Below are 23,423 nucleotides of genomic sequence, written 5' to 3'. Positions count from 1 at the left end.
CTGGCGGCATGACCGAACCCACCTCTTTGCCCGATCCCGCCGTGCGGGTCGCCGACGCCCGTGAACTCGCCCGCGACCTGGTGGTCGTCCCGGACGGAGGCGTGCCGCTCGTGCCCAACATCGGCGTCATCGGCGGCTCGCACTCCGTGCTCGTGGTGGAGACCGGGCTGGGTGTCCGCAACGCCGAGGCCGTGCTGGAGTTCGCGGTCGAGCACGCCAGGGGACGCAGGCTGTACCTGACCACGACCCACTTCCACCCCGAGCACGCGTTCGGCGCGCAGGTCTTCGCGGGCGAGGCGACCTTCCTGCTCAACCGCGACCAGGCCGACGACCTGGCCCGGAAGGGCCCCGGCTACCTGGAGATGTTCCGGGGGTTGGGCGAGTCGGTCGCCCGGCGACTCGACGGCGTCGAGCTCGTGCGGCCCGACGTCGTCTACGACCACGAGCACTCCCTGGACCTCGGCGGCCGGGTGGTGGAGCTGCGCGCCACGGGCCGCGCGCACAGCCGGGGCGACCAGGTCGTCCGGGTGCCGGACGCGGACGTGCTGTTCACCGGCGACCTGGTGGAAGCGGGCCAGTTCGCGATCTTCCCCTGGTTCCCGCCGCACGACACCGACGTCTCGGGCACCCGCTGGCTGGCGGTCGCGGAACGCCTCGCCGACACCGGCGCGCGCACCGTCGTGCCAGGTCACGGCGAGGTCGGCGACGCGCGACTGCTCGCCGACGTCCGCGACTACCTCAGGCTGCTGCGCGACGAGACGTGGGCACGCCGCGATTCGGCGATGGGCGAAGAAGCCATCGTCGCGGAGGTCGAGGCGCTGATGGTCGACCGGCACCCGGAGTGGGTCGGTCGCGAGTGGATCGGGAAGGGCGTCGGCTGCCTGTGCGCCGAGCACCGGACGACGGCCGCGGAACCGCCGGCTTGAGCGGCGCCGGAGATTGCGGCCACCTTTTCACCGCCGCGCAACCGGGGCCGGTCATGCTGTCCACATGCTCTACACGGTGATGAAACGAGTGGTGGCGCCCGCGGCGCGGCTGGTCTACCGGCCGACGGTCGAGGGGCTGGAGAACGTGCCCACCGACGGTCCGGTGATCCTCGCGCCGAACCACCTGTCGTTCATCGACAGCATCGTCATCCCGATGGTGGTGCCGCGGCGGGTCTCGTTCCTCGCCAAGGCCGAGTACTTCGAGGGCGGGGGCGCCAAGGGCGCGCTGTCCCGCTACTTCTTCGGCTCACTGGGCCACGTGCCCGTGCGCCGGGGCCTCGGCCGGGCCGCCAGGGCGTCGCTGGACACCGCGAAGGACATCCTGGACGGGGGTGGCGCGTTCGCCATCTACCCCGAGGGCACGCGCTCGCTGGACGGTCGCCTGCACCGCGGTCGCACCGGCGTGGCCCGGATGGCGCTGGAGTCCGGCGCGCCGGTCGTCCCGGTCGGGCTCATCGGCACCGACGAGGTGCAGCCGGTCGACCGCAGGCTGCCCCGGATCCGCCCGATCACGATCCGGTTCGGCGAGCCGCTGCGCTTCGACCGCTACGCGGGCATGCACGAGTCGCTGCCGGTGCTGCGCTCGGTCACCGACGAGATCGTCTACCGCATCCTGGAGCTGTCGGGGCAGGAGTACGTGGACAGCTACCAGAGCTCGAACGCCGCGGCCTGACGGCCGGGAACGTCGAAGGGGGCCACCCCGCGAGGTGGCCCCCTTCGACGATGCCGAGCTCAGTCGTGGCTCGGACCGGTGTGGTACTCGAACACCAGACCGCCCACGGCGATCAGCAGCAGCACCACGGCGATCACCAGCAGCCAGACGTGCCAGAACGCGAGCGCCACGCCCGCCGTCGCGGCAGCCGCCGCCAGGCCGATCGGCCAGTAGCTGCCGGGGCTGAAGAAGCCCAGCTCACCGGCGCCGTCGCTGATCTCGGCGTCCGCGTTGTCCTCGGGCCGCACCTCGATGCGCCGCGCGACGAACCGGAAGTACGTGCCGACGATCAGCGCCAACCCGCCGGTCAGCGCGAGCGCCACCGTGCCGGTCGGCTCGACGGCGTTCGTGTCCGCCCACGTCCAGTAGCCGTACACGACGGCCATCAGGAACGAGAACGCCATCACCAAGTCAAAAATGCGGGCTTCGACCTTCATCGCAGCGTCCTCCTACTTCCCACCGTCGGACGCCTCGCGGACAGTCCGGTCGGTGTCGAAGGGCTTGGTCGTCACGGCGTGCGGCGTGCACAGCTCGCCGCAGTTCAGCTCGGTCAGCGCCTCGGCGGCGGTGTACGGCTGCCCGGTGTCCGGGTTCGTCTCCTGCCGCAGCTCGATGTACCGGTCGAAGTCGGCCGACTCCAGCGCCCTGACCTCGAAGTTCATCACGGCGTGGTAGACGCCGCACAGCTCGGCGCAGCGGCCGACGAACGACCCGGTCCGGTCGATCTGGTCGATCTGGAACGCGTTGTCCTGGTTGTTCTTCTCCGGCTCGGGGAAGACGTCCCGCTTGAAGTGGAACTCAGGCACGTAGAACGAGTGGATGACGTCGGTCGAGCGCAGGTTGAAGCGGATCGACTTGCCCTGCGGCACCACCAGCAGCGGGATCTCGCCGGACGTGCCGACGGTGCTGACCGGCAGGTCCGCGGACTCGGTCTTGTACTGGGGGTACTGGAACTCCCAGTTCCACTGGAACGCGATCACGTCGACCGTGACGTCGGGCGTCTTCGACTTGTCCGTGACGTAGTTCTGCGTCACGGCGGTGAAGTAGAACAACACCGCCACGATGATCGTCGGCACGACCAGCAGCACGAGCTCCAGCGGCAGGTTGTAGGCGACCTGGCGGGGCAGCTCCTCGCTCTTCTTGCGGTGGAACGCGACCGACCAGAGGATCAGGCCCCACACGATCACGCCGACCGCGAGAGCCGCGACGACCGACCAGGTCCACAGCTCGCGCATCGCCTCGGCCTGCGGCGTCACGGCCACCGGCCAACCGAAGCGCAGCACCTCTTCCGTGGAGCAACCCGTGGCCCCGACGCCGACCAGGCCGACCAGCCCGCCGACCTTCGCCAGCCGGGCTGCCCTGGTGCCCTCCTTCAGGCCCACTGCTCGCCGCCTCCTCAGTCGCCCTCAACGTCACAAAGCTCGCAGGCAGGGGTGTGGTTGCGCCCCATGCCGGATCATGCGGGAGCGTAGCCCAGCGCACGGCGCGTCACCCGTCGGGGGCTGCCCCCTTGGAGTGCAGTTTCGGTCACACACCGGCGCCCCGGCATACTGGAGTCTTCTCCACACGACACGAAGGGTGTTTACGGCGTGTGCGGCCTGGTAGGACTGGTTTGCCCTGGCGAGAACGAGGCTCAGCGGGCGCGCTCGGCGGTGGCTGGGGCACTGCGCTGCCAGCGGCACCGCGGCCCCGACGAGAGCGGCACCTGGCAGGGCGGTGAGGTCGTCTTCGGCTTCAACCGCCTGTCCATCATCGACATCGAGCACTCGCACCAACCCCTGCACTGGGGTCCGCACGACCAGCAGGGTCGGTACGCGATCCTGTTCAACGGCGAGATCTACAACTACGTGGAGCTGCGCGCGGAGCTGACCAAGCAGTTCGGCGCCGTGTTCGCCACCGACGGCGACACCGAGACGATCGTGGCCGCCTACCACTACTGGGGCCCGGCCGCCGTGGCCAGGCTGCGCGGCATGTTCGCGTTCCTGATCTGGGACAAGGCGCGCCGGGTGGTGTTCGGCGCGCGCGACCCGTTCGGCATCAAGCCGCTGTACTACGCGGCCGGCCCGGGTGGCGTGGCGTTCTCCAGCGAGAAGAAGTCGGTGCTGGAGCTGGCGCCCACGATCGGCATCGAGCCGAAGGTGGACGAGAAGGCGCTGCAGCACTACCTGATCCTGCAGTACGTGCCGGAGCCGGAGTCGCTGCAGAGCGAGATTCACCGGATCGAGTCCGGCACCTCGTTCACCCTCAAGCCGGGTGGCCGGCCGGTGGTCGAGCGGTACTTCCCGGCCACGTTCCGGCCGCGCGCGGTGCGCGGCGAGGCGGACGAGAACCGGCTGTACGACGAGATCACCGAGGCGTTGCGCGACTCGGTGGCCAAGCACATGCGGGCGGACGTGACGGTCGGCTCGTTCCTGTCCGGCGGCATCGACTCGACCGTGGTCGCGGCGCTGGCCAAGGAGCACAACCCGGACCTGATCACGTTCACCACGGGGTTCGAGCGGCAGGGCTACTCGGAGATCGACGTGGCCGCCGAGTCGGCCGCCGCGATCGGGGTGAAGCACGTGGTCCGGGCGGTGACGGCGCAGGAGATGATGGACGCCCTGCCGCTGATCACGTGGTACCTGGACGACCCGGTGGCCGACCCGGCGCTGGTGCCGCTGTGGTTCATCGCCCGCGAGGCGCGCGAGCACGTGAAGGTCGTGCTGTCGGGCGAGGGCGCGGACGAGCTGTTCGGCGGCTACACGATCTACCGCGAGCCGCTGTCGCTGGCGCCGTTCGAGAAGGTGCCGGGCGCGTTGCGCAAGGCCATGGGCAAGGTGTCCACGAAGATCCCGCAGGGCGTGCGCGGCAAGGACCTGCTGCGGCGCGGGGCGCTCACGCTGGAGGAGCGCTACTACGGCAACGCGCGGATCTTCATGGACGACCAGTTGCGCCAGGTGCTGCGCACGTACGACCCGAACGTGTCGCACAAGGACGTGACCGGGCACGTGTACCGGGAGTCCGAGGGCTGGGACCCGGTGACGCGGATGCAGCACGTGGACCTGTTCACCTGGTTGCGCGGCGACATCCTGGTCAAGGCCGACAAGATGACGATGGCGAACTCGCTCGAACTGCGGGTGCCGTTCCTGGACCCCGAGGTGTTCCGGATCGCGTCGCAGGTGCCGTCGGAGCTGAAGCTCACCAAGGAGACGACCAAGCACGCGCTGCGCCGGGCGATCCGCGACATCGTGCCCGCGCACGTGCTCAACCGGCGCAAGCTGGGCTTCCCGGTGCCGATCCGGCACTGGCTGAAGGACGAGATGCACGACTGGGCGGTGGAGACCGTCCGCCAGTCGCAGACCGACCAGTACATCGACAAGGGCGCGGTGCTGCGGGTCATCGAGGAGCACCGGTCGGGTGTCGCGGACAACAGCAGGCGGATCTGGGCGCTGCTGGTGTTCATGATCTGGCACGGGATCTTCGTGGAGGGCCGGATCCGCCCGGTCGTCCCGGAGCCGCACTACCCCGTCAAGCTCTAGGTCAGGCGGTGCAGGCCCCCGGCGCGCGCGTGCCGGGGGCCTTCGCGCGCCGGCTCAGCCCACCGGTTCGGCCACGCACTCCCCGTCGGTCTTCTCCCGCATGATCCGGGTGACGTCGGCGACCAGTTCGCCCAGGTGGCGCTTGCTGTGGGTCAGCTGCTCGATGCGGGCCTCGATGGACGTCAGCTCGTCGTTCAGCATGCGCAGCAGCGGCACGCAGCCGGCCTCGTCCTCGGGCAGCTCGACGTCCTGGTCGAACGCGTGCGCGAGCACGAGCCGCGCCAGGCGCACGTTCAGGCCGGAGCCGATGAGGCAGCGGACGCTGCGCACGCGCTCCACATCGGACTCGTCGTAGACGCGGTAGCGGGACTCGGTGCGCTGGGGCGTGAGCAGGCCCTGCTGGTCGTAGTAGCGCAGCATCCGCACGGTGGCGCCGGTCTTCTCCGCGAGCTCGCCGATCAGCACTTATTCCCACCCCTGCCCAAAAGAGCGTTCGATCACGCCACCTTGACCCTGACGTCAGTGTCACACTTTAGCGTCGTCGCCGTGATCGCCTTCATCCTGATGCTCAGCGCCTTCGCGGTGGGCACATCCGAGTTCATCATCGTCGGCGTGCTGCCGGAGCTGGCCGCCGACCTGGGCGTCGACGTGCCGACCGCGGGCCTGCTGGTGACCGCCTACGCCGTGTCGGTCGCCCTCGGCGGTCCGGTCCTCACCGTGCTCACCGGGCGCATCGCGCGCCGCAAGCTCCTGATCTCCGTCATGGCGCTGGCCCTGGTGGCCTCCCTCGGCAGCGCCTTGGCCGACGACTACACCCTGCTGATGGTGGCGCGCATGGTCGCCGCGCTCGCCCAGGGCCTGTTCTTCGCGGTGGCGTCCCAGATCGCCGTCGCCGCCGTGCCGCCGGAGAAGCAGACCGCGGCCATCGCCAAGGTCGTCAACGGCGTCGCGCTGTCCACCATCCTCGGCATCCCGCTCGGCACGCTGATCGGTCAGAACTACGGCTGGCGGGCATCGTTCGTGCTGGTCAGCGCGTTGACGGCGATCGGCCTCGTCGGGGTCGTGCTCGGCACGCCGAAGGTCGCGCACGAGCCCGACCCCGGTGTGCGGGCGAGCCTGTTCGCGTTCGGCAAGCGGACCGTGCTGCTGGGGCTGGTCACGACGATCCTGTCGTTCACCGGGCTGATCACGGCGTTCACGTACGTCGCGCCGGCGTTGCGCGAGGTGAGCGGTTTCGAGCCGGCCTGGGTGACCGGCGTGCTGCTCGTGTACGGCCTGGGGACGCTCGTCGGCAGCACGGTGGCGGGCAGGGTCGCGCCGGACCGGATCGCCCGCGTGCTGCCGATCCCGCTGGGCGTGCTCGGCGTGGTGCTGCTGGCGCAGGGGCTGATGCTGGAGAGCAAGGTGGCGGCCGTGGTGAGCGTGTTCGTGCTGGGCGCGAGCGCGTTCACGGCGGGTCCGCTGATCCACACCTACCTGATGGGGCAGGCGGGTCCGGCGGCCGGGCTGGTCGCCTCGGTGAACATCTCCGCGTTCAACGTGGCCGCGGCGCTCGGCCCGATGCTCGGCGGCGTGGTGCTGACGAGCGGGCTGGGCCTGCGGTGGGTGGGGACCGTCGGCGGGGTGTCGACCATCCTCGGCGTGGGGGTGGCCCTGGTGGTCGGCAGGCTCACCGCCCGTCCGACAAAGTCCACCGCACCCACACCGCTGGTCGCGCACGTGTGAGATGGCCCTACCGGGCGGTACTACCGCCCGGTAGGGCTTTTGTCAAGACTTTGGCACGCATACGGTCGCGGGTGTGAGGAACACCGACGCGAACACCTTGGCCGAGCTGATCGAGGACTGCACCGAGCTGCCGCGGGAGCTGCGCGGCGCGGAGGGCGAGTCCCACCCCGAACCGGGGTCCGCGACGCCGTGGCGGGTGGACGACGCCAACTACGCCCAGGTCGCCGACCTGGACGCCTACGTCTGAGCCCCTGGGCGGTCCTCGGCGCGGTCCTCGATCCGGTCGGCCTCGACCTCGTCGGGCGAGGGCAGTGGCCGGCGGGGTTCGCGGTCGCCCGCGCCACCGGCGTCCGGGTGCTCCTCGAAGTCGATCACGACCGCCGTGCCGCGACGCACCCGGTGGCCGGCGGTCGGGTCCTGTGCGGTGACGATCCAGGTCCCCGGCCAGGTCAGCGCCCCCAGCGGCGGGCCGTCCACGTCACGCGAGGTCACCACCACGCCCGCGGCGTGGCCCGTCTCGCGAGCCCGGGGGACGGTCAGGCCGACCAGGTGCGGCACCTCCGCGTGCGTCATGGGCACCAGCGTCCCACCAGGCGCAACGGGAAAGGCCCCCGCCGTGGCGAGGGCCTTTCCCGTGAACTGCGGTCCAGCGGGTCGATCAGTGGAACGAGTCGCCGCAGGCGCACGAGCCGCCGGCGTTCGGGTTGTCGATGGTGAAACCCTGCTTCTCGATCGTGTCCACGAAGTCGATCACGGCGCCCTCGACGTACGGCGCGCTCATGCGGTCGACGGCCACCTTCATGCCGTCGAAGTCGCGCAGCGCGTCACCGTCGAGCGTGCGCTCGTCGAAGAACAGCTGGTAACGCAGCCCCGCGCAACCACCGGGCTGGACGGCGATGCGCAGGTGCATGTCGTCGCGACCCTCCTGGTCCAGCAGCGCCTTGGCCTTCACGGCAGCCGCGTCGGTCAGCGTCACACCGTGGGTGGGCGGGGCGTCAGGAGTCGTGGTGACTGCGTCCTGAGCGGTCGTCATGGCTCTCCCTCAGAGGTCCTTTGCGGGCAACTATTCCGGGCAACACGGGAGGTACCCGCTTTGTTCCTACACCCATGGTCGCACAGACGTCAGCGCCGGGAGTGTGACCACTGCCTCGCCACGTGCGCGGCGAGGTCGGCCAGCGTGCCGGCCGGGTCGGCCATGCTGCGCTCCACGGAGCCCGCGTGGGCGGCCACCGCGTACGACTCCTGCACGCCCGCCGCCGACGCCTCCCGCCTGCCCACCGTGACCTGGCCCGCGAGCACCACGCACGGCACGCCGCGTTCCGCCGCGCCGCGGGCCACGGCGGTCACCAGCTTCCCGCGCAGCGACTGCCAGTCGAAGCTCCCCTCACCGGTCACGGCCAGGTCGGCGTGGTCCAGGGCTTCATCCAACCGGGTGAGTTCCCGCACCATCCCCGCGCCGGATGCCACCTCGGCCCCGAGCGCCATCAACGCGGCTCCGAGGCCGCCCGCCGCACCCGCGCCTGGCCGGTCGCGGACGTCGGCCAGCTCGTCCATCGCGGCCAGCCGCGCCTCCAGCCGCTCCACCGCCTCGGGCGACGCGCCCTTCTGCGGGCCGAACGTGCGCGCGGCGCCGTGCGGGCCCAGCAGCGGGTTCTCCACGTCGGCGGCGGCGACCAGCCGGGCGGTGACGGGACGGACCGCCTCGCGCAGCCCCGAGCCGCCGTCCGTCGTCCCCGAGCCGCCGAGGCCGACCACGATCGTGCGCACCCCGGCGTCACCGGCCGCGTTGACCAGCTCGCCGACGCCCCGGGTGGTGGCGGTCTCGGCGGCCCGCGCGCGCTCGTCGACGGGGACGAGGTGCAGGCCACAGGCCTGGGCGGACTCGATGTAGGCGGTGCCGCCGTGCTCCAGCCACACCGCCTCCACGGGCGTGCCCAACGGCCCGGTGACGGTCGCCACGTGCGGCGTTCCGCCCAGGGCGGCGTGCAGCACGTCCACGAAACCGGGCCCGCCGTCGGCCAGCGGGCGCAGGTGGAGCTCGTCGTCGGGAGCGGTTCGGCGCCAGCCCTCGGCCACGGCCTCGGCGACCTCCCGCGCGGTCAGCGTTCCGCCGAAGCAGTCCGGCGCAATAACAACTCGCACCTCGCGAACAGTACTTATCGGGGCATCTCCTACTCTGGTGTGGTGAGGTTCCTGCGCCGCAACGCCGACGAAACCGCCGAGACCACCACCGAGGACGCTCCCGCGGAGGTGAACCCGGCCGATCCGTCGCGCACGCCAGGCAAGGGGCGGCCCACCCCGAAGCGACGCGAGGCCGAGGGCAAGCGACGCGGCCCCGTGCCGCCGCCTCCCCGAACGCAGCGGGAGGCGTTGAAGCGGTCGCGCGGGAACAAGGTGTCCAAGGAAGAGCGCCGCGCGGCGGCGGCCGAGCGGCGGCAGCGGATGATGGCGGGCGAGGACAAGTACCTCCTGCCCCGCGACCGCGGCCCGGTGAAGGCCTACATCCGCGACGTGGTCGACTCGCGGCGCAACCTCATGGGCCTGTTCATGCCGCTGGCGATCCTGGTGTTCGTCGCGCTGCTCGTGCCGATGCCGGACGTCCAGCAGTACGCGACGCTGCTGACCACGTTCATGCTGCTGGCGATGATCGTCGAGGGCTTCGTGCTCGGCCGGATGGTGAACCGCCGGGTGCGGCTGAAGTTCCCCAACGACACCACCCGCGGCCTGTCCATCGGCTGGTACTCGTTCATCCGGGCCAGCCAGCTGCGCCGCCTGCGGGTGCCCAAGCCCCGGGTCAGCCCCGGCGACAAGGTCTGACCTCCGCCTCTGTCGAAGACCTCACTCGGCCCCTCGCCACTCCCGTGGCGAGGGGCCGAGTTCATTAGCTTGCCGAACGAGTCCTCACTAGACTTCCCCGCATGGAGTTGTGACCTGGCTCATGCTCTGTCGCGTGCGTGCCGCCTGCCTCGCGCTGGTCGCTCGCTCGCTGGTCGCTGCCTGCCCGTGCGTGACGCGCTCTCCGCGATGAAAGGGAACCGCGCGCAACGGGCGCGGGTATACACCATGCCGAGCGCCTATCTACCCCTGGGGGTATGACCCCTTGCGGGTCAGGAGGGTACCGCCATGTCTTAGCGGCTGAGATCGCGCCACGGTTCCGAGGTCGCTCGCGAGCTTGGGAACGGAGGCCACTCGCTGTGTCGCCGCAGCTCAGCGCGGATCAGCAGAGGCTTTTGCGCTGCCCGGCGGCGGAAAAAATCTCGCGGTTTCGCTCAATCGGGGCCTGCGGCCCACGGCGGCGGAAGGAAGCCTGCACACGGGTCCTCGCCTGCGCAGACGTACCCGCGGAGGCTTGTGCGGCGCCGAGCTGGCGCTCGCGGAAACGGGTGGTTTCGGCCGCTGGGCATGCGTCATCTGCCCGTTGGTCGTGACCTCGGGCACAGCAGACCTACAACGTTCAGTGCCGAGTGACCTTTAGCTGGATTAACCGCAGCGTGAGAGTTTCGAAAGTTGACTATCGTAAGCAGTAAGAAAAGCCGCGGGCCATATGCGGCGCAAAGCACCACTAGGCACAAACAGCGATGGTTAGCGCGTTACCCATTCGAGAACGGGCCCACCGGCCACCGCCGCCCAGAAGAGACCTCGCATGATCCTATCTTCGAATCGTGCGCGCCGCTTCTCCGCGACAGCCTTACGGGTTTGCTTCTTTTTACGACGCGACATGAGCCCTCCATCGGAATGCCTGCCAGTGCAGACGCCATCCAGTGAGAGGAGCCCGTCGGCCTCCCCACTAGGCCCAGACGAAGTCTGGGAGTCGTGAGAGGAGGAGCTCAACCGCCCCCGTAAGTTACACCTGTTAGATAGTCCTGCGCCACAACGAGACTCACTCGTTCGGGTGAACTTGCCTGGGTTCACCGTCCGTGCATAGCTCATCACTGTGCGCGCAATTTGTCCTTACGTCGTGAATGTATTCAGCACGACGAGGCGTCAATGAATGATTGAGATTGACGCCTGTCACAGCAACCCTGCCTCCATGAGCCCTTTGAGACCCAAGCCTCCGAGGCTCCTCCTCACGTGGGCCCTTCCGGGGCCCCATCGCCAAGCCTTCCCGATGAGGCCCAGCCCTTCGCCGCTGCGGGCCCGTCAGGGCCCCAACCTCTTCCGGCCCTTCGCCGCCGCCTAAGCCTGGAGTCTTGTGGCTCAGGTCACAGCCAGGCTTGGTTCTAAGACTTTGATCAACAACCGTATATATAAGTGAAAGCCTGAAACGCCAAGACGAAGCGCTCAAGGCTTAGGCCCCTTCGGGGCCTACAGACGAAGTCACTTAGGCAATACGAGCCTTCTGCGCTTGTGCCTTTCAAGTCGCCTCGGGTCGGCAGCGGGTCCTCCTCTTCCCGCGAACGTCGTCGAGGCCCCCTTTTCCACGTCGTGAGGCGGTATTCGCCATGCCCCAGTGGTCCGGTTCTGACCGGCGTAGTCGCCTCCCGGCCGACTGGGTTCGCATCCGCGCTCGCATCTTGAAGCGCGACGGTTACCGCTGCACCCACCTCGACGAATCCGGGGTGCGGTGCGCGGAACCGGCGAGCGACGTGGACCACGTTCTGCGCGGTGACGACCACCGAGACGCCAACCTCACCTCGCTCTGCGGGTGGCATCACCGACAGAAGTCCTCCAGGGAAGGGGCGGCGGCGAAAGCCGCTAACTGGACACGGCAGAACGCAAAATTCCGTCGAACCGAGGATCATCCTGGACTAGTTTTCTGATGCACGCGGATCACCTTCGGTAATCATTTGGGAATCAATGACGTCGGGCATCGTGTAGAGCGCCATTCTCACGTCTTGGCCGATTATCTCCATGATGCGGTTAATCGACTCTAGACGTCGCTGTGGGCTCCCATTCTTGGGCATCGACCTCAGCGCCTCCGCCCTCGCGTGTTCAACTAGAAGTTCCTCAAGCACAGACCTCGCCTGATCTACTTGCTTTTTTCGCACCAATTCACGCCTGTGCTCTTGCCAATCCATCAACATTCGCAAGAGACGCTGAAGTCCGTATAGGCCAGCCAGTCCGTAGGCGACTGGCGCCGAGTTGTTAGCAGCCACTTTCAGGATGCTAGTCCAAGGACTGGCCATTGAAGTTTTTCTGATCAAGAGTTCTTCTTTTATATCTGCCACGAGCGCCGCTTGACCTGACTTCAAGGCCGCCCGATTAATTTCCCAGGTGCGAGCCTGTTCAAGTGGCGAAAGCTCCGCTTTCTCGCGGTCTTCATAAAGAAGGTCCAGGAAGGCAATTCGCGCACTGCAATCCCACAGGGTGAGTATATCCAGCGCTCCTTGCGCGAAGTCTTTCATAGACGGCTGCACCCGTTCGAAACGATTCAGATTTCTTACCGCCATGCCTCGCATGTCAACTGCGACATACAGCAGTTGGCTTCCTGCGCGAATCGCCGTTTCGGTCATCTCTTCATCTTGGCGCAACTGCAACGCGACTTCCAGTAGCCGCGCCGCTCGACCGTGTCGGCTCTGGGCCATTGGCCTGCCTCTGCGTCTGTCGATGCCCCTGTAGCCCGAAGTGGGAGTACTGATTGCCCGACTACTTGCTTGCACCCGCGTTGGTCACCCTCCGCGCCCAGTTCGATCAAAAATTCCCCGGCCGATCCAAGGCCAGCGACGGCTGGATCGGCGACGCGGCACACCGCGCGCAGGGTTCGGCGTCCGACCACAACCCGTGGGTAGTGATTGACGGTCAGGCGTACGTGACCGCGCTGGACATCACCAATCACCCGGAGATCGGCCTGGACCTCAACCGGTTCACGGACCAGCTCCAGGTGGCGTGCCGTGACCAGGGCGAGAACCGCCTGAAGTACGCGATCCACCGGGCTTTGATCATGGACACTCGTCCGCAGTTCAGCCCGTACCAGTGGACGCCGAGCTCGGGTCACTGGGTGCACGCGCACTTCAGCGTGCACAGCGACCGGCGGCTGCTCGACCCGCGGCCGTGGAACATCCCGATGCTGACGGGCACCAGCGCTCCGGCTCCGGCCCCGCCCACGGCACCCACCTGGCCGCTCGGCCACCTGCCGGGCCACTACTTCGGCGACATCGCGGGCCCGGATCGGTCGCACGGCGGCTGGGCGGGCTGGGAACAGCCGCACGTGCGGCTCATCCAACAGGCGCTCCAGCGCTGGGGTTACGCCCCGGTCTACTCCGGCTGGGCAGACGGCAAGTTCGAGCGTCCGACCGTGGACTCCGTGTCGCGATGGCAGCGCGACCACATGCCCGGAACGCAGTTCTACGGCCAGGTATGGGCCGACGACTGGGCCAAGCTGCTCAGCCGCTAATCAGCGCGCCTTCGCAAGCAGCTTCAGTTCGCGCACGAGCTTGGTGACGTCCTTCGAGTCGCGGTCTTGGCGCAAGGCCACGTTAAGGAGCCCTTTCGGCGGGCCTTTCGGGTGGTACTTCCCCGAGCGATGGACTTCGAGCATCGCGCCGATCACGGCGTCCACGTCGGTGTCGGTGGTTTGGGCGGGTCTGACCTCCGCGAGTTCCGCGGCGATCGGCCCGACTAGGCGCTCCAGGCGCTTGCGGATCAGCCGCCTGCGCAGCGGGCCGAGGCCGTCGGCGGCAAGGAGCACCTTCGACGCCCAAGTGTAGTCCTCGACCCACTTGGAGTTCTGGGAAATACGACCGTCGCCGAACCCGCTGCGGTATCCGATGACGGCTGTGAGCTGCTCTCCAACGGCAGCTCGCACCTGCCTTCTCGCCTGAACCCGATGCCGGGCCGCCTCCTCCTGGCCGACCTTCCACGACGCGAAGGCGACGCCGGACAGCCCTCCGACGATCGCCGAGCCAAGGAGAGAAGCTAGATCGAATGCCACGTGTGGTCCCTTCCGCACGGATGTAAAGAAGTGTCCTCCCGATCTGACTGAGTCAGCAGGCGCGACATGCCAGGAAGATGCCTCTGTCGACGCAACCTGTCCCATCGGCCAACGAAGTCCTACTAGACGCTGCATGACCACGCCCGCCCCGCCGCCTCTCACGGGGCGGGCGTCCTCTACTTCGAGGAGGTGATCGAGATGCCAGGCCCCGTCCCTGACCGCGAGGACAACCTCGCCCGTCCGCGCGAGCGGAAGGGCGGCGATGCCACGCCCGTGACGCGCGGCGTCCTGCGCACGGTCACCGTCCCGCACCCGGACAAGAACTGGCACCCGATCGCGATCCGCCTCTACCGCGCGTTGAGGAGCAGCGGGCAAGCCGACTTCTACCAGGACAGCGACTGGGCCTTCGCCTACTCGCTGTGCGAAGACCTCTCGTACTACAAGAACGCGCCGGGCGGGAAGCGGTCGGGGCAGATGCTCCAGACCATCTACTCGGCGTTCGAGCGGCTCCTCGTCACCGAGGGGGATCGCCGCCGCGTGCGCATCGAGCTGCACGAGCCGGAGGAGGAGGGCACTCCTGCCTCCGTGACGGCAATTGCCGACTACCGCAAGGATCTCGGCCTCGCCTGAGCCCTGACTCGCCTCCTCGCGGTTCCCGCCCGAGGAGGTGTGCCAGTGGCGAACGTGCTGACCGCCGAGGAGATCGACGCGCTTGAGCCGTCGTTCCTCGGCCCCACCTGGCGGCGCAACCCGCTCGGTGCCTGGGAGCTCCCGCGCTACACCCTCGGCTGGCAGATCGCCGGGTGGTGCGCGGAGTACCTGCTCGCCGAGGACGGCGGGCCCTGGAAGTTCACGCCGGAGCAGCTCCGCTTCGTCTTGTGGTGGTACGCGGTCGACGAGACCGGCCGCTTCGTCTACCGCAAGGGCGTCCTCCAGCGCATGAAGGGCTGGGGCAAGGACCCCCTGCTCGCGGTGCTGTGCCTGGTCGAGCTGGTCGGCCCGTCGCGGTTCTCCCACTGGGACACCAAGACGATGGAGCCGGTCGGCATCCCGCACCCGCAGGCGTGGGTGCAGGTGACCGCGGTCAACCAGTCGCAGACCACGAACACGATGGCGCTCATCCCCTCGTTGATGAGCGAGCGGTTCAAGAAGACCTACCGCGTCAAGGACGGCGCGGAGCTCATCCGAGCCAACGGCGGCAAGTGCCGCCTGGAGGCCGTCACCTCGTCGTACCGCGCCATCGAAGGCAAGCGGACGACGTTCGTGCTGCTCAACGAGACCCACCACTGGGTGAGCGGCAACAACGGCCACAAGATGTACGAGACGATCGACGGCAACGCGACCAAGAAGGACTCGCGCTACCTGGCGATCACCAACGCCTACCTGCCCGGCGAGGACTCCGTAGCCGAGCGGATGCGCGAAGCCTTCGAGAAGATGCTCGAAGGCCGCGCGGCCTCGATCGCGTTCCTCTACGACTCGATCGAGGCGCACCCGCGGACCCCGCTGACGCCCGAGGCGCTGAAGATCGTCATCCCCAAGATCCGGGGAGACGCGGTCTGGTTGCGCGTCGAGGCGATCATCGAGTCCGTCCTCGACACCACGATCTCGGCCAGCCGGTCCCGCCGGATGTGGCTCAACCAGATCGTGGCCGAGGAAGACGCGCTGTACGGGCCCTCCGAGTGGTCGGCCTGCCTGCGCGAGGGCGCGGTGCTGCGCCCCGGCGACGAGATCGTCCTCGGCTTCGACGGCGGCAAGTCCGACGACGCGACCGCCCTCGTGGCGATCCGGATCAGCGACTTCACGGCGTTCGTCATCGACGTCTGGGAACGCCCGGACGGCCCACAGGGCGAGAACTGGGAAGTCAACCGCGCGGCCGTGGACAGCACGGTGCACGAGACGTTCCGGCTCTACGAGGTCAAGGCGTTCTACACCGACGTCGCCCTGTGGGAGAGCTACATCGCCGACTGGGCCGAGGCGTACGGCGAGGGCCTGGCCGTCAAGGCGCCGGGCACCAACGCGGTCGCCTGGGACATGCGCGGCTCGCTCCAGCGCTCGACGCTGGCGCACGAGCGGCTCATGCGGTCGATCTTCGACGCGAAGCTGGGTCACAACGGCGACCTGGCCCTGAAACGGCACGCGCTCAACGCGCGTCGCCGCACCAACATCTACGGCCTGAGCTTCGGCAAGGAGTCGGCCGATTCCCCCCGCAAGGTCGACCTCTACGCGGCGCTGATGCTCGCGCACGAGGCCCTCTACGACCTGCGCACGAGGGGCAAGAAGACCAAGAAGCGCACTGGGCGCGGTTACTTCATGTGAGGCGGTGAACCCCCTTGGCAGACACAAGTCCCGCGTCCCTCGCGAAGCAGCTCCTGGGCATCCTCTATAAGGACAAGGCCCGGCTGGAGCGGATCGACGACTACCTGCACGGCAGGCACGACGACCCGTACATGCCGGAGACCGCGGACGCGGAGTACAAGATGCTGGCCCGGCGGGCGGTGTCCAACTGGATGCCCTTGTTGGTCGGCACCCCGGCCCAGGCTTTGTGTGTGGACGGGTTCCGGCGCGGTCGTCCCGATGAGCTGCCCAAGGGCAACGACGGGGCGGGCCTGCCCGAGTGGGACCACTGGGAGCGTTCGCGCCTGGGCGCCCGGCAGGCCGCGATCTACCGCGGCGCGCTGGGCTACGGCCACAGCTTCGCCCTAACCGAGAAGGTCAAGGGCCGGGTCCGCTCCAAGGGCCTGAGCGCGATGAAGACCGCGGCGCTGTTCGAGGACCCCGCGAACGACGAGGTCCCCTTCGCCGCGCTGACGATCGTCCAGCACCCGCGCGGGGACGAGCGGGGCATCGCCCGCATGTGGGACTCGCGCAACGAGTACCGCGTGACCTTCAAGTCGCTGTCCGACCTGGACAGCGTGAAGGTCCAGAACGGGCGTCGTCATGGCTCGTCGGAATGCCCGGTCACTCGATTCGCCGCCCTGGTGGACCTGGAGGGCCGGACCATCGGCGTGATCGAGCCGATGATCGAGCTCCAGGACCGCATCAACCAGACGGTCTTCGACCTGCTCATCGCCCAGACGGGCGGCTCGTTCAAGGTCCGCTACGCCTCGGGCATGGCCCCACCGCTCAAGCGCGACCCGGAGACCGGCGAGCCCGAGCTCGACGAGGCGGGCAACCCCGTCCCGCTGCCGGTCAACCTGAACGCGAAAAGGTTTTTGTTTTCCGAGGACGCCGACGTCAAGTTCGGCACCTTGGACGAGACCCCCTTGGGCGGCTACATCGAGTCGATCGACATGAGCATCCGCCACCTGGCGGCCGTGTCGCAGACGCCTCCGCACCACCTGCTGGGCCAGATCGCCAACCTGTCGGCGGAAGCCCTGCTGGCCGCGGAGACCGCGCTGTCGCGCAAGATCGAGGAGTTCCGCCGCGTCTTCTCCGAGGCGTGGGAGCGGGTCTTCCGTCTCGCCGCCGAGCTGGCGGGCGACTCCGTGTCGGCCGACGATTTCCACGGCGAGGTGCTCTGGCGCGACATGGAGCAGCGCTCCCTGGCGCAGTCCGCTGACGCTCTGGGCAAGCTCGCCGAGCAGCTCCAAGTGCCGCGCCGCGGCCTGTGGCGGCGCATCCCCGGCGTGACGCAGAACGAGATCGACGACTGGGAAGACCTCCGCGAGCTGGAGGACGCCGAGCTGATGCTCGCCGCCTCCGTCCGGCGCGCGACCTCCGAACCCACACTTATTTCCGGAACCGCAGTGTGACATTTCGGATCAGCTCCTTCAGGAGTCTATAGCGATTCGCCGCCGTCGATCACGCGACATCAGACGACCCCTTACCACCATTCTCCGGCCGTGTATTCATCCGTGGCAACGTTTTCCACTACAGTGCCTTCATGAATCGGGCTGTGGAGCACAGTACCGTGCAGCTTAGCCTTAGTAAGGTCCGCTCCGTTGAAGACCGACGCCATAAGCATTGCGCGGCCAAGTTCAGCCTCGCGAAGGTCCGAGTTACTGAAGTCGGAGAATCTGAAGTAGGCCCCTGAGAGATCCGCCCCGCGAAGGCAGATGTTGCTAAGGTCAAGGCCATCCAACATGCGGATATTAATATTTCCTTCTTTCAGGACAGCCAATGCCGCCTGGATGTCCGCAGGTGGTTTGAGCGGGCAAGCATTGCGGTCGGCAGGTCGACGGGCGTGAGCACGTACGAAGCTGGCCAACTGGATAGCGATTGCCATGGAATCCCGCGAAGAGTCAGCGGAAATGCGCGCTAGAGAATAGACACCACCCAGGCGTAGATACTCCCCATCAGTGCCTGGAGCAGCTAGGAGTTGAACGGCCTGAGCATATCGGCCGGCAATCTGATCTTCGGCTGCGATTTCGATTTGCTTTCGGGTTTCCTGTAGGGCAAGGGCCGTAAACAGCAGAGCTCCAACTGCGGCTAACGCCGTAATCACTGATGCCATTTGCGTCCAACTCAGCCAACGCTGACGCCCTTCGCCCGCTTGGGTAACTGGGCGTGCAGTAGCAAGGGTTCGGGCGACGGGGCGTGCTGCGGCTCCAATGCTGCGAGGCAACGCAAGTTTGCGGTGGACCGCTTTGGCACCGACAGCGCCGCCAAGAATAATCGCTAGAACCAACATCGGCCAGTACGACGCCACAAGTCGGTCACGCCCATCAGGAAGGAAAATGGGCCCCTCTTCGAGAGGCATTTCGCCGCCGAGCAGAAGACGCCACCCTCTCCCCCAACCCAAAGCCCCTGGGATCGACAAATTCGTGCCGATCGTTTCGGCCCAGCTATCATCAAATTCGTATAGCCATGCCCACATTATTACCTGGTCGATTATTAACCATGCCGTCAATACTGCGGCCGCCCGCCAGAGGTCACCGGAAACCGCGCGCATTCTCTTCGACCATCGGACTCTAGGGAGGATCTGCTTGTTGAATGTCACAACACAGTAATCGGCGTAGCCGCTTCAGAGTTACAAGCCATCCTCACTTGGTCTGATGGGAGAGATCCTGCTCAAAACTGCGTCACAGGTCGAGGCGGACACCGCTTCGTCGTCATACCACCTAGCCCTGACCCAGATCGGCGTCGCCACCATCGGCGAGGCCCTGGAGCTGTGGGCCAACGTCCCGCCCGCCAGGACCACCACGCTCAGCGCGGCCTGGCTGGCGCGGGCCGTCCGGCAGGTGATGATCCGGAGGCGTCAGTCGCGCGACCTCGCGATGGCCTACTACCGCCTCGCCCGCGCGCTGCGCACCGGCACAACCGCGGCCGACCCTCGCCGCCCGAACCCGCCCTACGTCACCCTCTCCATGCTGCGCGCCGAGTTTTCCGCGCTGGCAAGCCCTCAGCCGTCCCAGGAGGACGCCGAGCAGCCTGCCGGTACGACGAGCCGGCCCGCCCTGGCGAGGCCCGCAAAGAGCGAGTCGGGGCCCGAGAGCCGGCCCCCCGAACCCCCCGAGGAAGACCGAGTTCCCGTCGAGGCGATCGACGGTCTCGACCGCGAGCTGGAGCGCCAGGAGCGCGAGGCAGAGGCCGAGGCCCGCCTCGTGCTCGAAGTGCTCGGCCTGGACAACCTCGACAACAAGCTGGACGAAATCGACGACGAGCAGCCCGCCTCCGACGTAGACGAGCTGCGCGCCGACGCACACCGCAAGGCCGGAGCACGACAGGCCGCCGCCGCCGCCGAGCGCGTCGCTATGAACGGTGCCAGGAGCACCCTATGGACGGCGGGTCAGCACGACCGGCGCGTCCTGGGGTACATCCGGCTGTCCCGCACCGGAACACCGTGCGGCTGGTGCGCGATGTTGATTTCCCGTGGTGCCGTCTATAAGTCGGCCGAAGGGTCCAGTGCGGACGTCACCTTCGGCGACCTGGACAAGTACCACGACGGCTGTCACTGCTACGCCGAGCTGATCTACAGCCGCGAGCAGTTCGACCAGTCGTCGCTGACCGACCTGAACCGCCGGTACAAGGCCGAGTGGAAGACCCACATCGCCGACCGCGGGTTCAAAGGCAAGGCGGCGCTCACCGAGTGGCGTCGCCGCATCCGCCGGGAGCAGCGCGAAGCCGCGCGCCTGGCTCGCCAACGTCCAGGCGACGCGGCGTGATCCACCCCGAGAGCGTCCAGGAGGCGTCCCGTGCCCGAGTCCACCACCACCACGACCGAGGAGCCGAAGGCCGATGACCAGCAGGCCGCGGGGAGCGCAACGGCCCCCGAGGGCGGCGCGGTATCCGGTGACGGTTCAGCGACCGCCGAGGTAGACGGCGACGGCAAGGCCGAAGACGAGCTCCCGGCGTGGGCGCGCAAGGAGCTGGAGAAGGCCCGGAACGACGCCGGGCGCTACCGCACCCAGCTCCGCGAGGCGCAGACCGTCTTGGAAAACGCCAAGAAGCCCGAGGAGGTCGCCACCGCCACGTCGGCGCTGACCGAGAAGGTGCAGGAGCTGGAGCACCAGCTCGTGCGTGAGCAGGTCGCCCGCAAGTACGAACTGCCCGACGAGCTGGCCGCGCTGCTCACCGGCAAGACGGCCGACGAGCTGGAGGCGGTAGCGAAGACGCTCCAGAAGTACGCGCCCGCAACGGAATCCGTCGTGCTGGGTGGGGGCCTGACCCCCGACGACGGCGACGACGGCGAGATGAACCCCCGCAAGCTCGCGCGGCGCACCCGCCGATAGTTTTATCGTGGCAACCTCGGGTAAAGGGCACTAGCCCAGTCACGCGCAAGGACACAGGAGTCCTTCGAAGCCACCTCTCCGATTAATGAGATTCGCACAGTTGCTTGAGTAGAACCGAAGTAGGATCGCCAGCTAACTGTGCATTCGTCGAAGACGCCATCTTCGGCCTCACGACTGGCCGAGGCGGCCACCTTATTGGCAATGAAGAATTCACCCCCATCCTCGCCTGAAGACTTGTCGCGCGGATTGTAAGAAGCACTGTAAGCGAGGAACTCGTTAGTGCTAGATGACGACCATGAGCAATAGTTGCTCGCCCCAACCTCCAGGCTATCCCGAGGGTTTCCCTGAGGCGCGATGTCGAATCGCTTCGCAATTTCAGCATCGACGGCCGAGCAGGGACTTTCCAGGTTCGCTATCCTTTTCCGGTTCTCGTCTTCCTCTACCGCCCACATCGCCAACACAAACGGCACGGTCAAAAAAGCTATAGAAGCGAAACCCCACAGGGTCAGTCTCCAGCCAAGCCGTAGCCTTCTGTAGGGCCGCCGTCCGTATTCATAGTCGTTTACGTACTCGGTGAAGCGGTCGACCAGACGGCCGTACGGCTCTGATTGCCAGCCCTCTTTCTCCTCTCGAACTTCTTGTTTCGCCAGCTCTTTCTGCTTGAGCCCCGCCTTGGGTGTCACTTCGCTATTTCGCGACGCCTTTGACCGCTCCTTCTTCACCGCCTTGGGCGTCGTAACTTTCCACTGAAAATGAGCCACAAGTAGGGCTGCGGCCAAACCTACCGCGAGCCACGCCAACGATTCCTGGCCGCGAACTTGTCCTACATAGGCAACGCCTACGGCGGCGAGCAAGAGAACCAATTCGAAGGCCGCTCTTCTGCTCTTCACGACTGCCCCTCTCCGCAACGTGCACTCGCGCCGTTCGGCCGTTCGGGCATCAGACCTCCGCTCAGTTGGCAGCGCCGCGGCCTGAGTCCTACCCCTCATCCTATCTCCTAAGGAGTTTTACAGTGCCGACCCTGCAACACCAAGTCGTGAAGCCTGAAAAGCTGGTCGCGACCGCCATCGGGATGCTGGAGCAGGAGCTCGTCCTGCCCAACCTGTTCCAGAAGGAAGGCGTCGACCAGTTCAAGGGCGCCAAGGACGACACCATCACCGTCAAGGTCGAGGGCGTCCTGCCGTTCCACGAGTACGGATGGCGCAACGACCGCTCCAACGGCATCGTCTTCGACGAGTACGCGGAGCGAAAGGTCCCCGTCACCTTCGGTGGCAACTTCTACTCGGCGGTCAAGTTGACCGATGAGCAGGCCGATTTCGACATCGACCAGTGGGGCAAGCTGCTGCGCCCGCAGGTCAAGGCGGTCGCCCGCGGCCTGGGGCGGCGCTGCGTCACCACGCTGACCGGCGCGGCCTACAACGTCGTCATCGGCAACACCGAGCAGAACCTGCGAGGCGCGCTGGTCGAGGCTCGGCGCGTGCTCAACGCCTTCCGTGTGCCGGACGGCGCCCGCTACATCGTGGTCGGCTCCGACTTCGAGGCCGCCTTGCTGAACGACGAGAAGCTCAACCTCGCGCAGTACGTCGGCGACGACACCGCGGAGAGCGCGCTGCGCCTGGCCTCGCTGGGCCAGAAGATGGGCTTCAGCTTCGTCGTCGACCAGACGATCGCGCCCGGCGACGCCTACGCCTTCGCCAGCTCGGCGTTCATCCGCGCGACCGCGGCCCCGTCCGTGCCGCAGTCCGTCCCGTACGGCGCGACCACGTCCTTCGAGGGCCTGGGCCTGCGCTGGGTGCGGGACTACGACTCCGAGTACATGCAGGACCGCTCGGTCGTGAACTGCTACGCGGGCACGCGGGACGTCAAGGACGTCCTGGTGGGCTGGGACGAGGTCAACAAGACCGAGGTCATCTCGGCCTCGGAGCACTTCGTCCGCGGGATCAAGCTCCAGCTCAACGGCAGCTCGAACTACCCGGCGGCCTCGTCCGAGCTGGCGCAGATCACCGGCATCAGCGACGCCAGCGTCTGGACCCCGACCGGCCGCAAGGCCGAGACGGACCCGGCCAACGCCTGATCCACCCCTGAGCACGGCGGCACGTCCACCTCGGGCGTGCCGCCCGCTCGCGTGCGCAAGGAGGCACGAACATGGAGCCCTTCGCCACGCTGGACCAGCTCAAGGCCCGCCTGGACTGGACGCTCGACGAGGACGAGGAGCGCCTCGGCGCTGCCGCCCTGGATGACCTGTCGGGCTGGGCCCGGCACTACGGCCGCCCCTGGCCCGACCCGCTCGCGGCCCCGCAGCTCGTACGCACACTGGTGCTCGGCGCGGCTGTGCGCTACATGCGCAACCCCGAGGGCTACGTCACCAGCCGCGCGGGCGACGAGACGCTCACCTGGGCCGAGCTCGGCGACCGCGCCGGATCGGCGCACTTCAACCGCGACGAACTCCGGGCGCTGACCTCGATGTCCGGCAAGACCGCGCTGCTGACCGCGCCCGTCACGAGCTGGGCCACGCGGCCCAAGTCGGACGCCAGCTACGTCCCGGTGACCGGCGGCGGCAAGCCGTTCCCGATGTTCTCCGACCCGGAGAGCCCCTGGTGAGCCACCAGCGCAAGCGCGGGCAGCGCGCCCGCATCTGGAAGACCGTCCAGACCACCGACCGGCGCGGCAACCACGTGACGCGCGCCGAGCCCTCCGGCCCGCACGACGTGCGCGCGGCGTTCATCCCGCAGCGCAGCTCGAAGGCCGAGGTGCCCGGCCAGCAGCAGATCAACGTGACCCGCATGATCGTGGCCGCCGACCTGCCCGACGTGAACCTCTGGTCCCGCGTCGAGTGGAACGGCAAGCAGTGGGACATCGTCTCGCCGCCGCAGTACCACCACGGCACGCGCCGCACCCGGCACTGGTCACTCGACATCCGAGAGAGGCCGTAGTGGCTGA

25 protein-coding genes are annotated in these 23,423 nt (G+C 67.7%); 15 read left to right on the top strand and 10 right to left on the bottom strand.

Annotated features, from left to right (window positions below; all coding sequences use genetic code 11):
• Positions 1–8: 8 nt before the first annotated feature.
• Together ACQPYE_RS08560 and ACQPYE_RS08555 are read left to right on the top strand one after the other, a co-directional pair.
• Positions 9–926, top strand: coding sequence for an MBL fold metallo-hydrolase (locus ACQPYE_RS08560; protein WP_498720428.1), 918 nt, complete (start codon positions 9–11; stop codon positions 924–926).
• Positions 927–990: 64 nt separating this feature from the next.
• Positions 991–1,659 (top strand): lysophospholipid acyltransferase family protein, encoded by a 669-nt coding sequence (locus ACQPYE_RS08555; protein ID WP_498720426.1) that lies wholly within the window; start codon positions 991–993, stop codon positions 1,657–1,659.
• A gap of 59 nt (positions 1,660–1,718) precedes the next feature.
• Here the strand turns inward: ACQPYE_RS08555 and ACQPYE_RS08550 are convergent, their stop codons facing one another.
• Positions 1,719–2,135, bottom strand: a complete 417-nt coding sequence (locus tag ACQPYE_RS08550; RefSeq protein WP_498720425.1) for a cytochrome c oxidase subunit 4 — start codon at positions 2,133–2,135, stop codon at positions 1,719–1,721.
• A gap of 12 nt (positions 2,136–2,147) precedes the next feature.
• Positions 2,148–3,080: an aa3-type cytochrome oxidase subunit II gene (gene ctaC, locus ACQPYE_RS08545; protein ID WP_123743454.1), complete on the bottom strand. Its 933-nt coding sequence runs from the start codon at positions 3,078–3,080 to the stop codon at positions 2,148–2,150.
• A 207-nt stretch (positions 3,081–3,287) separates the two neighbouring features.
• Here ctaC and asnB point away from each other — a divergent pair, with 207 nt between their 5' ends.
• Positions 3,288–5,216: an asparagine synthase (glutamine-hydrolyzing) gene (gene asnB / locus ACQPYE_RS08540; RefSeq protein WP_498720424.1), complete on the top strand. Its 1,929-nt coding sequence runs from the start codon at positions 3,288–3,290 to the stop codon at positions 5,214–5,216.
• A 54-nt stretch (positions 5,217–5,270) separates the two neighbouring features.
• Here asnB and ACQPYE_RS08535 read toward each other — a convergent pair whose 3' ends face one another.
• A complete protein-coding gene (locus ACQPYE_RS08535; protein ID WP_498720423.1) occupies positions 5,271–5,681 on the bottom strand; it encodes a MerR family transcriptional regulator in 411 nt (136 codons plus the stop codon).
• An 81-nt stretch (positions 5,682–5,762) separates the two neighbouring features.
• Here ACQPYE_RS08535 and ACQPYE_RS08530 point away from each other — a divergent pair, with 81 nt between their 5' ends.
• Together ACQPYE_RS08530 and ACQPYE_RS08525 are read left to right on the top strand one after the other, a co-directional pair.
• Positions 5,763–6,941 (top strand): MFS transporter, encoded by a 1,179-nt coding sequence (locus ACQPYE_RS08530; protein ID WP_498720421.1) that lies wholly within the window; start codon positions 5,763–5,765, stop codon positions 6,939–6,941.
• A 73-nt stretch (positions 6,942–7,014) separates the two neighbouring features.
• Positions 7,015–7,188, top strand: a complete 174-nt coding sequence (locus tag ACQPYE_RS08525) for a hypothetical protein (RefSeq protein WP_498720420.1) — start codon at positions 7,015–7,017, stop codon at positions 7,186–7,188.
• On the opposite strand, the gene ACQPYE_RS08520 is transcribed toward ACQPYE_RS08525, so the two are convergent.
• The 3 genes from ACQPYE_RS08520 to ACQPYE_RS08510 all read right to left on the bottom strand — a co-directional run bounded on the left by ACQPYE_RS08520 (position 7,179) and on the right by ACQPYE_RS08510 (position 9,083).
• Positions 7,179–7,514, bottom strand: a complete 336-nt coding sequence (locus ACQPYE_RS08520; RefSeq protein ID WP_498720419.1) for a PASTA domain-containing protein — start codon at positions 7,512–7,514, stop codon at positions 7,179–7,181. The genes ACQPYE_RS08525 and ACQPYE_RS08520 overlap by 10 nt on opposite strands.
• An 85-nt stretch (positions 7,515–7,599) precedes the next feature.
• Positions 7,600–7,974: a HesB/IscA family protein gene (locus tag ACQPYE_RS08515; protein WP_498720418.1), complete on the bottom strand. Its 375-nt coding sequence runs from the start codon at positions 7,972–7,974 to the stop codon at positions 7,600–7,602.
• A gap of 89 nt (positions 7,975–8,063) precedes the next feature.
• On the bottom strand, positions 8,064–9,083 hold the full coding sequence (locus ACQPYE_RS08510; RefSeq protein ID WP_498720417.1) for a glycerate kinase family protein: 1,020 nt from the start codon (positions 9,081–9,083) through the stop codon (positions 8,064–8,066).
• A 42-nt stretch (positions 9,084–9,125) separates the two neighbouring features.
• Between ACQPYE_RS08510 and ACQPYE_RS08505 the strand changes: the two genes are divergently transcribed.
• A complete protein-coding gene (locus ACQPYE_RS08505) occupies positions 9,126–9,758 on the top strand; it encodes a DUF3043 domain-containing protein (protein WP_498720416.1) in 633 nt (210 codons plus the stop codon).
• A gap of 1,931 nt (positions 9,759–11,689) precedes the next feature.
• On the opposite strand, the gene ACQPYE_RS08500 is transcribed toward ACQPYE_RS08505, so the two are convergent.
• Positions 11,690–12,394, bottom strand: coding sequence for a hypothetical protein (locus tag ACQPYE_RS08500; protein WP_498720415.1), 705 nt, complete (start codon positions 12,392–12,394; stop codon positions 11,690–11,692).
• 125 nt (positions 12,395–12,519) lie between these two features.
• Here ACQPYE_RS08500 and ACQPYE_RS08495 point away from each other — a divergent pair, with 125 nt between their 5' ends.
• A complete protein-coding gene (locus ACQPYE_RS08495; RefSeq protein ID WP_498720414.1) occupies positions 12,520–13,275 on the top strand; it encodes a peptidoglycan-binding domain-containing protein in 756 nt (251 codons plus the stop codon).
• Here ACQPYE_RS08495 and ACQPYE_RS08490 read toward each other — a convergent pair whose 3' ends face one another.
• Positions 13,276–13,812 (bottom strand): hypothetical protein, encoded by a 537-nt coding sequence (locus ACQPYE_RS08490; protein ID WP_498720413.1) that lies wholly within the window; start codon positions 13,810–13,812, stop codon positions 13,276–13,278. It lies immediately after the preceding gene.
• Positions 13,813–14,010: 198 nt separating this feature from the next.
• Here ACQPYE_RS08490 and ACQPYE_RS08485 point away from each other — a divergent pair, with 198 nt between their 5' ends.
• The 3 genes from ACQPYE_RS08485 to ACQPYE_RS08475 are packed head-to-tail and all read left to right on the top strand — an operon-like array spanning position 14,011 to position 17,564.
• Positions 14,011–14,442: a phage terminase small subunit gene (locus ACQPYE_RS08485; protein WP_498720412.1), complete on the top strand. Its 432-nt coding sequence runs from the start codon at positions 14,011–14,013 to the stop codon at positions 14,440–14,442.
• Between the two features lie 45 nt (positions 14,443–14,487).
• Positions 14,488–16,128: a terminase large subunit domain-containing protein gene (locus ACQPYE_RS08480; protein ID WP_498720411.1), complete on the top strand. Its 1,641-nt coding sequence runs from the start codon at positions 14,488–14,490 to the stop codon at positions 16,126–16,128.
• Between the two features lie 14 nt (positions 16,129–16,142).
• Complete coding sequence (locus ACQPYE_RS08475) at positions 16,143–17,564, top strand: phage portal protein (RefSeq protein WP_498720410.1); 1,422 nt, start codon at positions 16,143–16,145, stop codon at positions 17,562–17,564.
• Positions 17,565–17,635: 71 nt separating this feature from the next.
• On the opposite strand, the gene ACQPYE_RS08470 is transcribed toward ACQPYE_RS08475, so the two are convergent.
• Positions 17,636–18,703, bottom strand: coding sequence for a pentapeptide repeat-containing protein (locus ACQPYE_RS08470; protein WP_498720409.1), 1,068 nt, complete (start codon positions 18,701–18,703; stop codon positions 17,636–17,638).
• Between the two features lie 103 nt (positions 18,704–18,806).
• Between ACQPYE_RS08470 and ACQPYE_RS08465 the strand changes: the two genes are divergently transcribed.
• Both ACQPYE_RS08465 and ACQPYE_RS08460 read left to right on the top strand, forming a co-directional pair.
• A complete protein-coding gene (locus tag ACQPYE_RS08465) occupies positions 18,807–19,916 on the top strand; it encodes a VG15 protein (RefSeq protein ID WP_498720408.1) in 1,110 nt (369 codons plus the stop codon).
• Between the two features lie 30 nt (positions 19,917–19,946).
• Positions 19,947–20,483 (top strand): hypothetical protein, encoded by a 537-nt coding sequence (locus ACQPYE_RS08460; protein WP_498720407.1) that lies wholly within the window; start codon positions 19,947–19,949, stop codon positions 20,481–20,483.
• A 2-nt stretch (positions 20,484–20,485) separates the two neighbouring features.
• Here the strand turns inward: ACQPYE_RS08460 and ACQPYE_RS08455 are convergent, their stop codons facing one another.
• Complete coding sequence (locus ACQPYE_RS08455) at positions 20,486–21,373, bottom strand: hypothetical protein (RefSeq protein ID WP_498720406.1); 888 nt, start codon at positions 21,371–21,373, stop codon at positions 20,486–20,488.
• A gap of 146 nt (positions 21,374–21,519) precedes the next feature.
• On the opposite strand from ACQPYE_RS08455, the gene ACQPYE_RS08450 reads away from it, so the two are divergent.
• The 3 genes from ACQPYE_RS08450 (at position 21,520) to ACQPYE_RS08440 (ending at position 23,416) form a co-directional block, all read left to right on the top strand.
• On the top strand, positions 21,520–22,557 hold the full coding sequence (locus ACQPYE_RS08450) for a phage major capsid protein (protein WP_498720405.1): 1,038 nt from the start codon (positions 21,520–21,522) through the stop codon (positions 22,555–22,557).
• Between the two features lie 71 nt (positions 22,558–22,628).
• On the top strand, positions 22,629–23,084 hold the full coding sequence (locus ACQPYE_RS08445) for a hypothetical protein (RefSeq protein ID WP_498720403.1): 456 nt from the start codon (positions 22,629–22,631) through the stop codon (positions 23,082–23,084).
• Positions 23,081–23,416, top strand: a complete 336-nt coding sequence (locus ACQPYE_RS08440; protein WP_498720401.1) for a hypothetical protein — start codon at positions 23,081–23,083, stop codon at positions 23,414–23,416. Before ACQPYE_RS08445 ends, ACQPYE_RS08440 begins: the two co-directional genes overlap by 4 nt.
• Positions 23,417–23,423 lie beyond the last annotated feature (7 nt).

The sequence above is a fragment of the Actinosynnema sp. CA-299493 genome (genome assembly GCF_050946825.1).
Lineage (GTDB): Bacteria > Actinomycetota > Actinomycetes > Mycobacteriales > Pseudonocardiaceae > Actinosynnema.
Note: the sequence above shows the minus strand (reverse complement) of the source record. Positions and strands in the feature narration are given on the sequence as shown.